Origin of the sequence: Hyphomonas sp., assembly GCF_013823385.1 — a bacterium.
In the GTDB taxonomy this organism is placed as follows: Bacteria; Pseudomonadota; Alphaproteobacteria; order Caulobacterales; family Hyphomonadaceae; genus Hyphomonas.
In genome coordinates this window covers 159,542-173,971 of sequence record NZ_PNMA01000003.1, presented here as the reverse complement: position 1 = coordinate 173,971, position 14,430 = coordinate 159,542, and the positions used below count along the sequence as shown (strand labels likewise).

Below are 14,430 nucleotides of genomic sequence, written 5' to 3'. Positions count from 1 at the left end.
CTATATCCGCGCCTGAAGCCAGCTTGTAACGACGTCGGCGGCATCATGCCGGTGCTGCGCAGAATCTTCGAAATAATGCGCGCCGGGGAGCATCTGCAACTGCTTGTCGGACGCGCCAATAGCTTTGTGAATGCGGGCTGCATCGCTCGGGAAAACGCCGGTATCTGCCGTACCCTGAATGACCAGAGACGGGACGGCCAGCTTTTTCAGATGAGGCTCCCCCTGGCAGTCCGATGTTTCGAGTGACCACATGGAGAGCCAGCTGGTCAGCATGGATGCGCGGCCAATACTGGGGCTTCTGTTGGCAATGGCGGGATCGCCGCGATAGCACCAGCGGGGCTTCCGGTCGGACGGATCCAGCGCCGGGTCCATGCAGCGCAAGTCGCCCCACATGCGGAACAGCGGGAAGATCCGGTCGGGAATTCCTGCAGCGTTGAGACGCGCCAGTTCAGCCTTCACCCAATCGGTGATGCGCTGGTTGCGCGCGCGCTGGGCGGCGCGGTAACGGGTGACGAATTCGGGCGCATAAGGCGGGCCATTGTCAGGATTGAACGGGTCCAGAGACGGGTCGGTTGCGACCGGGTCCCATTCATCCGTCACCGAAGCATCCATCCAGTCTGTCATGACTTCAGGGCGGCCGATATGGGCATTGCTGGAGACGTAGAAATCCGCCGGTGGCAGAGCGGCCAGGCGCTCAGCGCCGGCGCCTTTCAGCTTTCCGGAAAGTGTAGAGCGTGTGGCCTCGGCCTGATAGGCCGCCATCAGCGAGCCACCGCCGGAGTTGCCGAAGAGCACAACGGTTTCGACGCCCGCAACCTCACGCAGCCATTTTACCCCGACGCTGATATCGACCAGCGCATGTTCCAGCAGGAACATATCTTCGGCGCCGCGATAACGCGTGTTCCATCCGAGGAAACCATATCCGCGAGAGGCCAGATAGGGCGCGAAATAATGTTCGCTGAAGTCGACATTGTAGTGGGTGGCAATGAATGCCACGCGCGGGGCCGGGTTGCCCTTAGGCGTCCAGTGAACTCCCTGGCAGGGATGGCCTCCCGCCATGATCCTGGGAGATGTGGGCGATTCACTGCTGACGAAACGGCTATCGACTGTGTCTTCAATCCGGCCTGCATCGGTCATTCGGGCGTTCCTCCAATTGTCTGTACAGGAAACATGCCATGGGGCTGTTTCTTCTCGTTTCGAGCGGTAGCAAACCAAAAAGGATTTGCATAGCTATCTAACCTTTTTCCGAAACCTTTCTTGAGCTAACCTCTGCCCTCCCGGCAACCGGTGCTTGCCTTGAAACGCGCAGCATCCATATAGTTTGCAAACAAACAGGAGCGTATTTCGTATGACAAAAAAAGCCGGAACTGAAAGCCCTTACTCCGAGTGGAGCAACAGTCTTGGCTATCTCCTGCGGAAATCCTTCCGGTCTGTCTCCCGCGCGCTGGAAGTGCGCACCTCCGAATATGGCGTCACCGCTTCCCAATGGCATTTCCTGCGGGTGCTGTGGATCGAAGACGGCATCAGTCAGCGCGAGCTCAGCCAACGGGTCAGCATGCGTGAGCCGACCACCGTGATAGCCGTCAAGCGCCTGGAAAAGGCCGGCCTCATTACCCGCAAACCGAGCACGGAAGATGGCCGCAAGATCAACATCCTTCTTACGCCCAAAGCCAGGGCTCTGAAGGCAAAGCTGATGCCTCTGGTGGAAGAGGTCAACGAGCTCGCAACAAAAGGACTGACCCCGAAGGAAAAGTCTGAGCTGCGACGCCTCCTCACCAAGGTGAACCAGAACCTGGAGCCAGAAGACCGGCTGTTGCAGACCCCCGCTCCACCGCCCTGATAGCGAGGGCTCTCGCCTGGATCTCAGACCTGTTCAGCCGACATCGGTTCGTGGGCGACATCGCTCTCGTCGAATGTCTTGGTCCAGGAGGCAAATTCCAGGCAGATACCATCGGGATCAAAGAAGTAGACCGAGCGGACGAACACATCGTCCGTCACTTCAGCGCTGACCTGCATCGGCGAATTATCGTGGTTGAGGATGGGCGTGACATCGACCCCGCGCTCGATGAGGCGCTGATAGTATTCGTCAAACTTTTCAGCCGGAACGTTCAGCGCGATATGGTTCATTGATCCGTGGGCAGAGACAAAGCTTCCACGTGTCGGCAGTGTGGAGGGCGCAGAAATTCCAGGTGCGGCCTTGGGCGCATCCGGGAACCAGAAGAAGGCAATGCAATCGCCGTTCCCACAGTCAAAGAAAAAATGCTGGCCGGAATTGTTGGGCAGATTGATCGTCTTGATCAGGGGCATGCCCAGCGTATCGCGGTAAAACTCAACCGTCTTCTTCATGTCGCGGCAAACCAGCGCGAGATGGTTCACGCCTTTGAATTCGAACGGACGTTGCTCAGCCATATGTTCCTCCCGCCCTGTTATTTGCTTAATCGGATCAGGGCTCATTTACATAGATAGCTAATTCAGAATGGCTCGCAAATCAATTCGCCGGGGTGGCCCTCCGGCGGATCAAGCCGACTGAATGCCGGACACAGATTACCGCCGCTTGCATCTGTGTGGTGAACCTGCCCCTCGGGCATTTGCCCTTAACGGCAAGGCCTTGAGAAAGGGGCTGCTTCAGCGGAGGACCGCCTGAAACTGGAGTTAGCCGGGCTTGCGGCCTGCATCTTCGCCCGTATCCTCCGGGCGAAATGACATCGGGGCGCCCCAATCCCTGGCAAGGGTATCTGCGGTTGCCTTGAACGCATCTTCGCCGATGCGCCCGACCAGCGTCGCGATCATCAGCTGCATGGCGCGCTGGGCATCCCGGCGCATTGCCTCGCCGGTCGGCGTGAGGACCACAACCTTCACACGCTGGTTTCCGGGATCGTCGGCAAGTTCGACCATGCCCATATCGATCATGGATTTCAGCGTGGAGTGAATCGCCTGCCGGCTGATGCCGAGACGGCGCGCAATGTCGGAGGGACGGCGAACCCCCATCACCACATTGGCCATCACCATGGATTGGGGGCGCGTCACCTCAGGCCACCCGCAGGCGCGGATATAACTCTGGAGCCCCTCATCAAACCAGTAAAAGCCGGAAAGCAGATTCAGGAGAATCTGGTTGGCCTGCATCGCATTGTCTTCAGTCTTTGGCATCCTTGCGCCTTACCTCGCCTGAGCGCCGATGCAAACACCGCACACTCCTGGAAACTGGAGAGGAATAAGAGACGAAGATGAAATTATCGTCAATTTAGTTGACATGATGATTGTATCAGATACGCTGCCCCGCAGAACATGAGCCAAAAAACCGGCCAGACAGGAGGAAGAAACGATGAGCAAACCCCGCAATCAGGAATTCGAATTTCTGGGCGTGAACCACCTTGCGCTGGTCTGCAAGGATATGGCCAAGACCGTTACCTTCTACCGCGATGTCCTCGGTATGCCGCTGATCAAGACGATTGATCTGCCTGCCGGCAAAGGTCAGCATTTTTTCTTTGACGTCGGGAATGGCGATTGCATTGCCTTCTTCTGGTTCCCGGACGCGCCCCAGGCCGCGCCGGGCATTGCGGCGCCCGAAAATCTGCCGACCCGTGGCAATATCCGCTCCGCACACGGCTCGATGAACCATATTGCGATCAATGTCCCGGCCGAACGTTTCGATGAATATTACGCGAAGCTGAAGGCCAAAGGCGTCGATGTGACCGAGATATTCAATCACGACGACTCCCCGACGCAGATGTCGAAGGAGTTGACGAAGGATGTGTTCGTCCGGTCCGTGTATTTCTTCGATCCCGACGGCATCTGCCTGGAGCTGGCCGCTTGGACACGGGAATTTGACAAGAGCGATGTGCGCCATGCGCCTGTGCGGGCCGATGGCAAACCCGACCCCAGCGTTCTTCAGCCCTCCTGACGGGGCCCGGCGTGATAGACGTTCATTTCGTGCCGACACCCAATGGTCACAAGGTGTCGATCATGCTGGCCGAACTTGATGTGCCCCACCGCCTTATTCCGTATGACATGCTGGCAGGCCAGCATCTGACAAAGGCGTTCCGGCAGATCAATCCTAACGGGCGCCTACCCGCGATCGTCGATCATGCCCCGGCAGATGGCGGAGCGCCCTTTCCGGTATTCGAATCCGGAGCCATCCTGCTTTATCTTTCGGAGAAGCATGGCGGCGCGCTGATGCCAGGGGACGCGCGCGGCCGCGCGCTCGCGCAGCAATGGCTGATGTGGCAGATGGCCGGCTTTGGGCCAATGCATGGCCAAGCCCACCACTTCATCCGCTATGCGCCCGAAGGACAGGACTATCCGGTTACGCGTTACCGCAACGAGGCGATCCGCCTGCTGAATGTTCTGGAGCGCAGATTGCAGGAGACACCCTACATGGCCGGCGACACTTATTCCGTCGCGGATATCGCGACCTGGCCGTGGGTGCGCGCCGTTCGGGCAATCCAGCTGCCGCTGGAGCCCTATCCGGCGATCCAGCGCTGGTTTGCAGAGATTGAGGAGCGGCCGGGCGTGCAGCGAGGAACCGAGATCAGCAATGAGCGCAACCTCTCCAGCCTGCGGCCTCAACTCACCGAAGAGGCATGGTCGAACCTGTTCGGCGAAAACATGCTGAAAAGCGGCCAGTAGATCTCGCAGCTTGCGAACAGATCGAAAACCGTAAACTAAGTTGACACATAAACCGAGAGCGGTACGCTCCCGGTCAAAGCGCGCAGACGCTCCAAAGGGGAGAAACATGGCTGAAACTGCTCAGGCTACTGCCATTTCGGCAGGACCGGTGACCCCGGCCACACCGCTGCAGAAAACCCTCGCCCTGGTTGTTCTTATGGCCATTGGTTCCATCAATTATGTGGACCGCCAGCTCCTCTCCCTGCTGATCGAACCTGTCCGGCAGGATATTCCCCTCAGCGATACCGCCTTTGGTCTTCTGACCGGCCTCTTCTTTGCGCTCTTTTACGCTTCGATGGGGGTTCCCGTTGCAATGCTGGCGGACCGGATCAATCGCGTGAAGCTGGTTGCTATCGCCTGCACGATGTGGAGTGTTTGCACAGGTCTTTGCGGATTTGCGCAGAATTTCTGGCAACTCGCTCTCGCCCGTTTCGGCGTTGGCGTCGGTGAGGCCGGAGGCACAGCGCCCTCCCTTTCAATTCTGTCGGACTATTTCAAACCGGAACAACGCCCGGCAATCATAGGTCTGTATACCGTAAACGGACCAATTGGGGTTTTCATCGGCATCTCGCTGGGCGGCTTCATCGCGGCACAATATGGCTGGCGGATGGCGTTCTTCGCAGTCGCCATTCTCGGCGTTGCGCTCGCCCCCGTGCTCTGGTTGCTGGTGCGCGAGCCTCGGCGGGGCGCGACCGAAGCGGCGACGCCAGCCACCGCCGATGATAAGGCGCCTTCCCTGCTCTCCACGATCCGTATCTTCATGATGCTACCCACCTTGCGGCTTCTGCTCCCGGCAAGCGGCTTGCTGGCCTTTGTCAGCTATGGCCTGCTGAACTGGATCCCCGCCTTTCTCATGCGAGAAAACGGCATGGCGCTGGAACAGCTTGCGCTGTGGTTTGGTCCGGCGGCGGGCATCTGCATGGGGCTTGGCATCTGGGGTGGCGGCGCGATCGTGAATATCGGCGTGAGGAAAAGTCTGACGGCCTATGCCTGGGCGCCCGCGCTTTCGGTCATGATCGGATGCCCGTTTCTTCTCCTGGCGCTGTTCATGCCGGGCTGGGAACTGACGCTTATCCTGATGCTCATCCCAATGGTGACCGTGGTGATGTACGTTGCCCCCGCCCTCGCCTTGACACAGAATCTCGCGCCTCTGCGTGCCCGCGCCACAGCAACAGCGCTACTGCTGCTGTCGTTCAATCTGGTTGGCATCGGCGGCGGCCCGCTGATGATCGGCATGCTGTCGGACCTCTTTACATCGCTGGGATCACAGAACAGCCTGCGCTGGGCGCTTGCCTCGACGATCCCGGTTTCCCTGATCGCCATGGGCCTCTACATCATGATGGCGCGCACAATCACCTCCGATCATGAAACACGCCGCATACAAACTGGTTTCTGAGCTCAAAGGATAAGCACACGCAAATGGGAGGCCCCATGTCCGAGACAGACATCCGTGCGCTGGCGAAGCGCTTCTTTGATGCCGTAGAGGCGGGTGACATTGACACGCTGGTCGCCTGTTACGCCCCAGACGCGAAGATCTGGCATAACACGGACCAGGCCGAACAGACCCCTGAAGACAATCGCAAGACCCTTGCCGGAATGGTCACCCGCATCAGCGACCGCATATATGACAACCGCCGGGTGGACGTGTTCGCAGGCGGATTTGTGCAGCAGCATATCCTGCGCGGCACCCGCATCCATGATGGCGTGCGCCTCCAGCTTCCTGCCTGTGTTGTGTGCTTGGTGAAAGAGGGCCGGATCACCCGGCTGGATGAGTATTTCGATTCCGCCCATGTTGCCGAATTCCGGAAATTTGCAAACGCCTGACAAGGAACACCTCATGCCCGCTATCAGACAAGTTCCCCGCGCCGAACTCACCAACGCCACGATGCTGGCCTATTTCGAACGCCTCTTCGGCCCCGATCGCGACCCGATCACCGATCCGGGAACGGCCACAGGGTCGCCGGGTAACTGGTGGAGCGTTTTCGCCAACTCCGAAGAAGTGTTTGAACACGCCGTCAATGGCTTCAAGCTTTACCGAAGCCCGAACATCCATCTTGACCCTGTATTGCGCGAACTTGGCCAGACGCGGGTTGGTTGGACCATTGGCAGCCAGTTTGTCTTCTCTCAGCACTGCAAGCTTCTTCGCGCCCTCGGCGTTTCAGATGACAAGATCAAGGCGGTTCCGGCCTGGCAGGTGTCCGATCTCTTCAACGATCAGGAGCGCGCTGTCCTGGCGTATGCGGATTGTCTCTCAACGGGCCGTGGCCGGACACCAGTTGAAGTGATGACCAAGCTCAAAACTTTCCTCAGTGACGAGGTAATCCTGGAATTCACCTACATCGTGTCCATGTATGTGATGCACGCCATCATGTCCCGCGCGCTGAAAACAGAATTCGACGACCGGCCCGAAGCGATTGTTGAGGTCGATGCGCCAGAAGGTTTCAGCAGCGCAGACTTCCTGTCCTCACGCCCGTCAGATCAGCGCTGATCTTAGCCCTCAGCCGGGACTGCGCTGAGCGAGGTCCCGGCGAATGGCGGCAAAGGCTGCCTTGATATGGCCGGTCATTACAGCCTCTGCCCAGCGGGCGTCCCGCGCCCGGAAAGCGGCGATGAGTTCACGGTGATGCCGCATGGAGCGGTCGCGCTCGTCGGCTGAATACCGCGCCAGCGTGCGCAGAACCAACGGCGTTTCGACCACCAGACCGGCCACACTCAAAAGCCGCGCGCTGCGGGCGGCTTCCAGGATGATCCGGTGAAACCGGCTGTTCGCGCCGGCGGCCTCGGGGGTGTGATCTGCGCCTTTCTTGACGAGCGCTTCCATCTGACTGGCCAGCGCCTCCAGTTCAGCGATCTCAGCCTCCGATATCCGTGTGGCCGCGCGCGCAGCGCCATAACCCTCAATGAGGGTCCGCAATTCGTAGAGCGCTTCCAGATCCTCATCTCCCGGATCGGCCACCTGCGCGCCGTGGTTGGGGCTGAACTCGGCCAGCCCTTCATTCACGAGACGGCGCAATGCCTCGCGAACCGGCGTGCGCGATACCTTGCAGAGCGCGGTCAGGTCGGACTCGATCAGACGGTGCCCCGGCGGGAAACGGCCAGAGATGATCTCTTGCCGGATTATTTCATACGCCTGAACACTGGCACTCGCCATCGCCTGCTCCTCACCGCCGCCACCGCTGGACCTGCCTGTATCCTGCCGGGAATTTCCCTTCCTGAACAGGCCACAAGCCAGCCGCCCCCCCCACTTTGTATACAATAAATTTGTTTATGGCTTGAAAACGTCAATTAATTTGTCATTATGGATGCAATTGAATACAAAATGCCCATGGGAGGGACGAATGAACGCCACCAGCGGATCGCCGCAACCCGGTTCCCTGCACGGTGTCCGCGTTGTTGAAATGGGCCAGCTGATCGCCGGCCCTTTCTGCGGCCAGCTTCTGGGCGACTTCGGCGCCGACGTCATCAAGATTGAGCCTCCGGGGACCGGCGACGCACTCCGCCAGTGGGGACAGCCCGGCTATCCCCTGTTCTGGGAAGTGCTTGGCCGCAACAAGCGCTCTGTCACTGCCAATCTGCGTACCGACGAAGGCCAGGGGCTCGCCCGCCAGCTCATCGCGGGCGCCGACATCCTGATCGAGAACTTCCGGCCAGGCACGCTGGAGCAATGGGGGCTCTCCCCTGCAGACCTGATGGCAGAGAACCCTCGCCTCATCGTCGTGCGTGTATCCGGCTACGGACAAACAGGCCCCTATGCCGGCAGAGCCGGTTTTGGCGGCATCGGAGAAGCCATGGGGGGCTGGCGGCGGATTGTCGGCGATCCTGATCGTCCGCCTGCCCGGATGGGGGTGTCCATCGGCGACAGTCTCGCCGCGACCTTTGCCTGCCTCGGCGCCCTCGCCGCGCTGGAAGCGCGTCACCGCACCGGCAAGGGGCAGCTTGTGGACTCCTCTCTCTATGAGGCGGTTCTGCACGTAATGGAAAGCCTGGTGCCTGACTACGCCATCGGCAATTTCACGCGGGAACGCTCCGGCTCCATCCTGCCTGGCGTGGCGCCCTCCAATGTATATCCCACGGCGGACGGGTTTTATCTTATCGCCGCCAATCAGGATTCCGTTTTCAGGCGCCTCTGCAGCGCGATGGGCCGGTCCGATCTGGCAGACGACCCGCGCTACGCCACCCACATCGCCCGCGGCAATCACCAGAAGGAACTCGACGAGATTGTGGCGGCCTGGACCAGCACACTCACGACCGACGCCCTGGAACATCTGATGGCGGAAGCGGGCGTTCCAGCGGGAAAAATGTATACCCCTGCCGATATGCTGGCAGACCCTCAATTCAAGGCACGCCAATCCCTGATCGAGATTGATCATCCCCGATGGGGAAAGCTGCCGATGCAGAACGCCTTCCCGAAGCTCTCCGCCACACCCGGCAGCGTGCGCCGCCCCGCGCCGGCGCTACCGGGCCAGGACAATTTGGCCGTTTACGGAGCAGATCTCGGGCTGAGTGCGGGTGAACTGGCATCCCTGCAACAACGCGGCATCATCTGAGCCAAGCGCGGGAGGAGGAAAATCATGCATGGCCTGATGCAGGAAGCAGAACTTACGCTGGACCGGCTGCTCACCCATGCCGCCCGCTGGCATGGCCAGACACCGATCACATCCCGTTCAGCACGCGGCGAGATCACCCGCACCGACTACGCGGGGATTGTGCGTCGGGCCAGCCGCGTCTCTAACGCGCTGCGCGCAGCCGGTATCACCAAGGATGACCGAGTCGGCACGCTTGGCTGGAATGGCTATCAGCATTTCGAAGCCTGGTATGGCATCATTGGCATAGGGGCCATTTGCCATACGCTGAACCCGCGCCTTCTCAACGAGCAGATCGCCTATCTCGTCAATCATGCGCAGGACCGGATCATTCTCGCCGACAGCGCCTGCCGACCCATTCTGGAGGAAATCCTCCCTTCCTGCCCCAGCATCGAAGCCGTCATCATGCTGGATGAGGAGACGCCCGCACCCTTCTCCAGCCGGACGGTTCAGGTGACGGGATACGAGGCATGGATTGCTCCGCATGCGGAGACGGCAGAATGGGGGCGCTTCGAGGAGCGTCAGGCTGCGGGCCTTTGCTATACGTCGGGCACCACCGGAAACCCGAAGGGTGTCCTTTATTCGCATCGTTCCAACTACCTTCATGCGCTGATGGTCCTGGGGCCTGACGCCCTGAACCTTTCGGCGCGCGACACGGTGCTTCTGGCCGTACCGATGTATCATGCCAATGCCTGGGGCGTGGTCTATGCTGCCCCGATGGTTGGCGCGGGTCTTGTTTTGCCCGGACAGCGGCTCGACGGCGCCTCCCTCCACGAACTTATGGAAGCAGAAGGCGTCACCTATTCGGCGGGAGTGCCGACAATCTGGCAGATGCTGCTGACATATATGCGTGAGACCGGCGCTTCCTTCTCCACTCTTCAACGGGTTACCGTGGGCGGTTCGGCTTGCCCTGAAACCATCATTCGCGAGTTCCGCGACCGGCACGGCGTCGACGTGATCCAGGGCTGGGGCATGACAGAGACCTCGCCACTGGCCACAGTGTCCATACCGAACCGCCGTATCAATACGCTCACGGACGGAGAGAAAATTGGCTGGAAACTGAAACAGGGCCGTCCATTGGCGGGGATCGACCTGAAGCTCGTGGATGATGGCGGCGGGGCCCTCCCGCATGACGGGCACACCCCCGGCCGCCTGCTGATCCGCGGCCCAACGATTGCCTCCCAATACTTTGGAGAGCCAACTAATGCTCTGGATTCTGAAGGGTATTTCGATACAGGCGACATCGCCAGGCTGGATGGCGATGGCTATATGCAGATCACCGACCGCGCCAAGGATGTCATCAAATCCGGGGGCGAATGGATCAGTTCGGTCGATGTCGAGAACATCGCAACGAGCCATCCGGCGGCAGAACTCTGCGCGGTGATCGGCATTCCCCATCCCAAATGGGATGAGCGTCCCCTGCTTTTGGTGAAGCTTCGAAAGGGCGCCACAGCTACCGCCGCCGAGATGCTCGCATTTCTGGAGGGAAGAATTGCCACCTGGTGGTTGCCGGACCGGGTGGAGTTCATCGAAGAGATGCCCACCGGCCCTACCGGAAAGATCGACAAGAAGAAGCTGAGAGACAAATTCGGCGGCGTGACATTCGTCCGGACGCCGGAAAGTAGAGAACAGAGTTAGCTTAATCCCCGTCCACTCAGCCGCCCTATCCAAATACCAGACTGAACCGCAATTCATCCGGATACGTCACACAAGTCTGTCCTTGCCGAGCTGACGAATATCCATTAGCTAACTAACTATTATAAAGCCGGACGGATCGATACCGGCTCACAGGGAGGAACAAATGAAATCGGGTATATCTACACTCGCCATGGCGGTTGCCTTATCGGCACTATCGGGCGTTTCCACTGCGCAGGAAGCAGCTGACAGCGGAGAGGAAACACGCAAGCTCGCCACCGTTACCGTGACGGCGCAGAAGCGCGAAGAAAGCCTGCAGGATGTCCCAATTTCGATGGAGGTCATGTCGGGCGAAGCGCTTGCGGCGCTTCAGGTCAACGACTTTCAGGACATGACCCGATACGTGCCGAACGTCGCGGTCCAGCTCACGGCCGGCAACAATGTGGTGTATATCCGCGGCTTCGGTTCTCCGGCCGCGAACTTCTCGTTTGATCAGGCAGTCAGCCTCTATATCGATGGCGTTTATGCCGGGAAATCAAGGCAGACCCAAGGTCCGTTCTTCGATCTGGAACGCGTCGAGGTTCTCCGCGGCCCGCAGGGCGCGCTGTTCGGCAAGAACACTGCTGCAGGCGCTGTCAGCATCGTTTCCGCCGGCCCCACCGATACGTTCGAGGGCGCTGTCAAAGCTGTCTATAATTTCGACCTTGAGGGATACGAACTCTCCGGGCATGTCTCTGGTCCGATCACGGATCGGATTTCCGGCAGGCTGGCTGTCAAGCATCTCGATCAGGATGGCTGGATCAGCAATCTCGGAAAAGGCGGCCAGAAGGAGCCACAGGTAGAACAGTTTCTGGCGCGCGCCACACTGCGCTATGAAGGCGAAGGTGATTTCGATTACACTGTCAAAGCGGAGTTCGGCGACAACCGCCGGATCGGTGGCATGAACGTCGCCGGCCGCCTGGATATCCCCCAGAATCCCGACCTCACACGCTACAGCGTCGACAGCGTTGTCGGCGAAGAGGGCACCGAGGCCACATCCTGGCTCGTGTCCGGCACCGGCAACTGGAACCTTGGCGAATACACGCTTACGTCTGTGACCGGCTATTCCTGGTTCCGCGCCGACATCAACAACTATTTCGATCAGCAGGCCCCGAACGGCACGATCGTTCCAAACAGCGTCTACAACAGCTATCCTGAGCATTTCCGCCAGGTGTCGCAGGAGTTGCGCCTGCTCTCGCCCACAGGCCGCAAGTTCGAATATATCGTTGGCGGCTACTACGACTCTTCCCGCTATCTGCTGACACAGCTCGGAGGCTTCAATATCGCGGCGTTCAACTATGAAGGCCTCGGCCGGACTGACTTCTCGCAGTTCAGCAAATCCTACTCCCTGTTTGGTCAGGGCACGTACCACTTGTCAGACACACTTCGCGCCATCGGAAGCCTGCGCTACACCAATACGGACAAGCGTGCGGGTTTTGATGGTGAACTCGTCTACGGCCCCTATCCGCTGCGCCCGCTGACCAAGGCCGATGGCAGCATCAGCGAAGACGGCGTGGACCCCTCGATCACCCTGCAATGGGATGTTCATCCCAACGCGATGGCATACGTCACCTATGGCCGGGGCTCGAAATCCGGCGGTTTCGTGGGCAACACCTATGGCACGGTCGACGCGACGTTCACCTACGATCCGGAGAAGTCCGAGAGCTTCGAGGCAGGCGTCAAATCAACGCTTCTGAATGGGGCGCTTGTGCTGAACGGCGCGGTCTATGAGACAAGCTTCAAGGATCTCCAGACATCTGTGTACGATCCAAACCTTTCCACCTACATCACAGGAAACGCCGCCAGCGCGAAATCCACCGGTGTAGAGGCCTCGCTTGCCTGGATCATTTCCGACCAGTTCAGCATCAATGCTTCGGCAGCCTATCAAGACGCGAAATACGAGGATTATCCCGGCGCCGCCTGCCTTGCCAGCCAGCCCTTGACGGAGTGTAACCCCGCCGATCCCACAAGCGTTGCGCAGAACAATATTGGCGGCAGGCCCCTGCCCTACATTTCCGATTTCAGCGGGAATGTGCAGCTGAACTATACTCAGAACCTCTGGAACGATCTGGTGTTCGACAGCATTCTGGCGGTTACCGGCCGCTCCGAATATTTCGACTCCGATAATCAGAGCCCCACCTTTGGCCTCCAGAAAGGCTTTGCGAAGGTGGACCTTCGCCTTCAGGTCGCGCCCCAGGACGATCGCTGGCATGTGGCCCTCGTCGGCAAAAACCTGACGGACGAGATCACCACTGGCAGCGCCTTTAACCTGCCCGCACCGATCACCAGCGTGCCCCGCGCCATTTTCTACGTCGAACCGCCGCGGACCATCGCTCTGGAGGCGGGCCTGCGCTTCTAAGTCTCCCGGCGCTTATACTTCGCGGGCCGTGCCTTGCACGGCCCGTTTTCTTTTCTGCCAATCAGGATCACGCCTGCCGCGTGGGGTCCGGTGATACCTGCACCAGGGTTTTGCCGAAGGTTCCGCCCGACAGCATGGATTGGAAAGCGCGCGGGGCAGTTTCGAGGCCCTCGTGGATATCTTCGCGGTAACGGATGCGACCATCCTGCAACCAACCGGCCATTTCCGCCAGAAACTGGTCCTGGTGGCTGGCAACATAGTCCCCCACGAACAGCGGATACACTTTCATATTCCGCTCACTGAATGTTTTATCACCGGCCGCCTTCCATGACTGGACGATGTCTTCCCCCATGGCGCCATATTGGGAAGCAAGGCCGCAAAGCGTAATGCGCGCGCCGCTGTTGAAAAGCCCGAGCACAGTTTCAAACACGCGCCCGCCGACATTTTCGAAGTAAACGTCCACACCCTCCGGACAGGCGGTCCGCAGGCGATCTGCAAAACCCGGATCAAGATGAGAGACGCATTCATCAAAGCCGAGCGCCTCCTTTACATAGGCGCATTTTTCGGCGCGGCCTGCGATCCCCACCACCCTGCAGCCGCGCAGCTTTGCGAGTTGTCCGGCGACCTGCCCCACGCCACCGGACGCAGCAGAGATGACCACGGTTTCCCCCGCCCTGGGCGCGCACTGCACATAGAGCCCGGCATAGGCGGTGAGCCCGAGCATGCCCATAACTCCGACAGCGGATGAAATCGGCGCCAGGGAAGGATCAAGTTTGCGGGGGAACATATAGCCGAAGGTTGAGATGCCCTCACCGGTGAGGCCGTAGGTCTGCCAGCCATTTGTGTTGAAGAGGAAGTCCCCGGGCACAAAACCCTGAAGTCGGCTTTCCACGACCTGAGACACCGTGCGCCCATGGCAAACTTCGCCCGGGGCTTCGACGCCCCGTCGGCGGCGGCCCCACTGATAGGGATCGAGCGAGAGATAAATCGTGCGCGTGAGCATCTGGCCCGGCCCTGGCGAGGGAGCAGGCGCTTCTCGCCAGGCGAAATCGGCATCCACTGGCCAGCCTTCCGGCGGCATCCGCGCAAGCACCCAGTGTGGGTTCATCCTGTCTGCCATATTCGCTCCGATACAATACTCTGCCGGCC

General features: G+C 59.7%; 14 protein-coding genes. 9 read left to right on the top strand and 5 right to left on the bottom strand.

Annotated features, from left to right (window positions below):
- Positions 1-1,137 carry a hypothetical protein gene (locus tag C0456_RS03715; RefSeq protein ID WP_291048437.1) on the bottom strand — a complete coding sequence of 379 codons (1,137 nt, stop codon included), beginning with the start codon at positions 1,135-1,137 and terminating at the stop codon, positions 1-3.
- A 211-nt stretch (positions 1,138-1,348) separates the two neighbouring features.
- Between C0456_RS03715 and C0456_RS03710 the strand changes: the two genes are divergently transcribed.
- The gene (locus C0456_RS03710; protein WP_291048435.1) at positions 1,349-1,840 is read left to right on the top strand and encodes a MarR family winged helix-turn-helix transcriptional regulator; all 492 of its coding nucleotides are present in this window, start codon (positions 1,349-1,351) and stop codon (positions 1,838-1,840) included.
- A 23-nt stretch (positions 1,841-1,863) separates the two neighbouring features.
- Here the strand turns inward: C0456_RS03710 and C0456_RS03705 are convergent, their stop codons facing one another.
- Both C0456_RS03705 and C0456_RS03700 read right to left on the bottom strand, forming a co-directional pair.
- Positions 1,864-2,409 (bottom strand): VOC family protein, encoded by a 546-nt coding sequence (locus C0456_RS03705; protein WP_291048433.1) that lies wholly within the window; start codon positions 2,407-2,409, stop codon positions 1,864-1,866.
- 243 nt (positions 2,410-2,652) lie between these two features.
- Complete coding sequence (locus tag C0456_RS03700; RefSeq protein WP_291048431.1) at positions 2,653-3,147, bottom strand: MarR family winged helix-turn-helix transcriptional regulator; 495 nt, start codon at positions 3,145-3,147, stop codon at positions 2,653-2,655.
- A 175-nt stretch (positions 3,148-3,322) separates the two neighbouring features.
- On the opposite strand from C0456_RS03700, the gene C0456_RS03695 reads away from it, so the two are divergent.
- The 5 genes from C0456_RS03695 to C0456_RS03675 all read left to right on the top strand — a co-directional run bounded on the left by C0456_RS03695 (position 3,323) and on the right by C0456_RS03675 (position 7,153).
- A complete protein-coding gene (locus tag C0456_RS03695) occupies positions 3,323-3,901 on the top strand; it encodes a VOC family protein (protein ID WP_291048429.1) in 579 nt (192 codons plus the stop codon).
- A gap of 11 nt (positions 3,902-3,912) precedes the next feature.
- Complete coding sequence (locus C0456_RS03690) at positions 3,913-4,626, top strand: glutathione S-transferase C-terminal domain-containing protein (RefSeq protein ID WP_291048427.1); 714 nt, start codon at positions 3,913-3,915, stop codon at positions 4,624-4,626.
- A gap of 106 nt (positions 4,627-4,732) precedes the next feature.
- Positions 4,733-6,061 carry an MFS transporter gene (locus C0456_RS03685; RefSeq protein ID WP_291048424.1) on the top strand — a complete coding sequence of 443 codons (1,329 nt, stop codon included), beginning with the start codon at positions 4,733-4,735 and terminating at the stop codon, positions 6,059-6,061.
- A 35-nt stretch (positions 6,062-6,096) separates the two neighbouring features.
- Complete coding sequence (locus C0456_RS03680) at positions 6,097-6,489, top strand: nuclear transport factor 2 family protein (RefSeq protein WP_291048422.1); 393 nt, start codon at positions 6,097-6,099, stop codon at positions 6,487-6,489.
- Positions 6,490-6,502: 13 nt separating this feature from the next.
- Positions 6,503-7,153: a carboxymuconolactone decarboxylase family protein gene (locus tag C0456_RS03675; RefSeq protein ID WP_291048419.1), complete on the top strand. Its 651-nt coding sequence runs from the start codon at positions 6,503-6,505 to the stop codon at positions 7,151-7,153.
- Between the two features lie 9 nt (positions 7,154-7,162).
- On the opposite strand, the gene C0456_RS03670 is transcribed toward C0456_RS03675, so the two are convergent.
- The gene (locus C0456_RS03670) at positions 7,163-7,816 is read right to left on the bottom strand and encodes a GntR family transcriptional regulator (RefSeq protein ID WP_291048416.1); all 654 of its coding nucleotides are present in this window, start codon (positions 7,814-7,816) and stop codon (positions 7,163-7,165) included.
- A 187-nt stretch (positions 7,817-8,003) separates the two neighbouring features.
- Here C0456_RS03670 and C0456_RS03665 point away from each other — a divergent pair, with 187 nt between their 5' ends.
- The 3 genes from C0456_RS03665 (at position 8,004) to C0456_RS03655 (ending at position 13,281) form a co-directional block, all read left to right on the top strand.
- Complete coding sequence (locus C0456_RS03665; RefSeq protein ID WP_291048414.1) at positions 8,004-9,212, top strand: CoA transferase; 1,209 nt, start codon at positions 8,004-8,006, stop codon at positions 9,210-9,212.
- Positions 9,213-9,236: 24 nt separating this feature from the next.
- Positions 9,237-10,886: a long-chain fatty acid--CoA ligase gene (locus C0456_RS03660; RefSeq protein WP_291048412.1), complete on the top strand. Its 1,650-nt coding sequence runs from the start codon at positions 9,237-9,239 to the stop codon at positions 10,884-10,886.
- A gap of 163 nt (positions 10,887-11,049) precedes the next feature.
- Positions 11,050-13,281 carry a TonB-dependent receptor gene (locus C0456_RS03655; protein ID WP_291048410.1) on the top strand — a complete coding sequence of 744 codons (2,232 nt, stop codon included), beginning with the start codon at positions 11,050-11,052 and terminating at the stop codon, positions 13,279-13,281.
- Positions 13,282-13,348: 67 nt separating this feature from the next.
- Here the strand turns inward: C0456_RS03655 and C0456_RS03650 are convergent, their stop codons facing one another.
- Positions 13,349-14,401: an NADP-dependent oxidoreductase gene (locus C0456_RS03650; RefSeq protein ID WP_291048407.1), complete on the bottom strand. Its 1,053-nt coding sequence runs from the start codon at positions 14,399-14,401 to the stop codon at positions 13,349-13,351.
- Positions 14,402-14,430: the final 29 nt, after the last annotated feature.

What these genes read in the sequence shown, in the direction of transcription:
- C0456_RS03685 (WP_291048424.1), top strand. Translation starts at nt 4,733, where the DNA reads ATGGCTGAAACTGCTCAGGCTACTGCCATTTCGGCAGGACCGGTGACC.
- C0456_RS03700 (WP_291048431.1), bottom strand. Translation starts at nt 3,147, where the DNA reads ATGCCAAAGACTGAAGACAATGCGATGCAGGCCAACCAGATTCTCCTG.
- C0456_RS03695 (WP_291048429.1), top strand. Translation starts at nt 3,323, where the DNA reads ATGAGCAAACCCCGCAATCAGGAATTCGAATTTCTGGGCGTGAACCAC.
- C0456_RS03705 (WP_291048433.1), bottom strand. Translation starts at nt 2,409, where the DNA reads ATGGCTGAGCAACGTCCGTTCGAATTCAAAGGCGTGAACCATCTCGCG.
- C0456_RS03710 (WP_291048435.1), top strand. Translation starts at nt 1,349, where the DNA reads ATGACAAAAAAAGCCGGAACTGAAAGCCCTTACTCCGAGTGGAGCAAC.
- C0456_RS03650 (WP_291048407.1), bottom strand. Translation starts at nt 14,401, where the DNA reads ATGGCAGACAGGATGAACCCACACTGGGTGCTTGCGCGGATGCCGCCG.
- C0456_RS03675 (WP_291048419.1), top strand. Translation starts at nt 6,503, where the DNA reads ATGCCCGCTATCAGACAAGTTCCCCGCGCCGAACTCACCAACGCCACG.
- C0456_RS03660 (WP_291048412.1), top strand. Translation starts at nt 9,237, where the DNA reads ATGCATGGCCTGATGCAGGAAGCAGAACTTACGCTGGACCGGCTGCTC.
- C0456_RS03715 (WP_291048437.1), bottom strand. Translation starts at nt 1,137, where the DNA reads ATGACCGATGCAGGCCGGATTGAAGACACAGTCGATAGCCGTTTCGTC.
- C0456_RS03655 (WP_291048410.1), top strand. Translation starts at nt 11,050, where the DNA reads ATGAAATCGGGTATATCTACACTCGCCATGGCGGTTGCCTTATCGGCA.
- C0456_RS03670 (WP_291048416.1), bottom strand. Translation starts at nt 7,816, where the DNA reads ATGGCGAGTGCCAGTGTTCAGGCGTATGAAATAATCCGGCAAGAGATC.
- C0456_RS03665 (WP_291048414.1), top strand. Translation starts at nt 8,004, where the DNA reads ATGAACGCCACCAGCGGATCGCCGCAACCCGGTTCCCTGCACGGTGTC.
- C0456_RS03680 (WP_291048422.1), top strand. Translation starts at nt 6,097, where the DNA reads ATGTCCGAGACAGACATCCGTGCGCTGGCGAAGCGCTTCTTTGATGCC.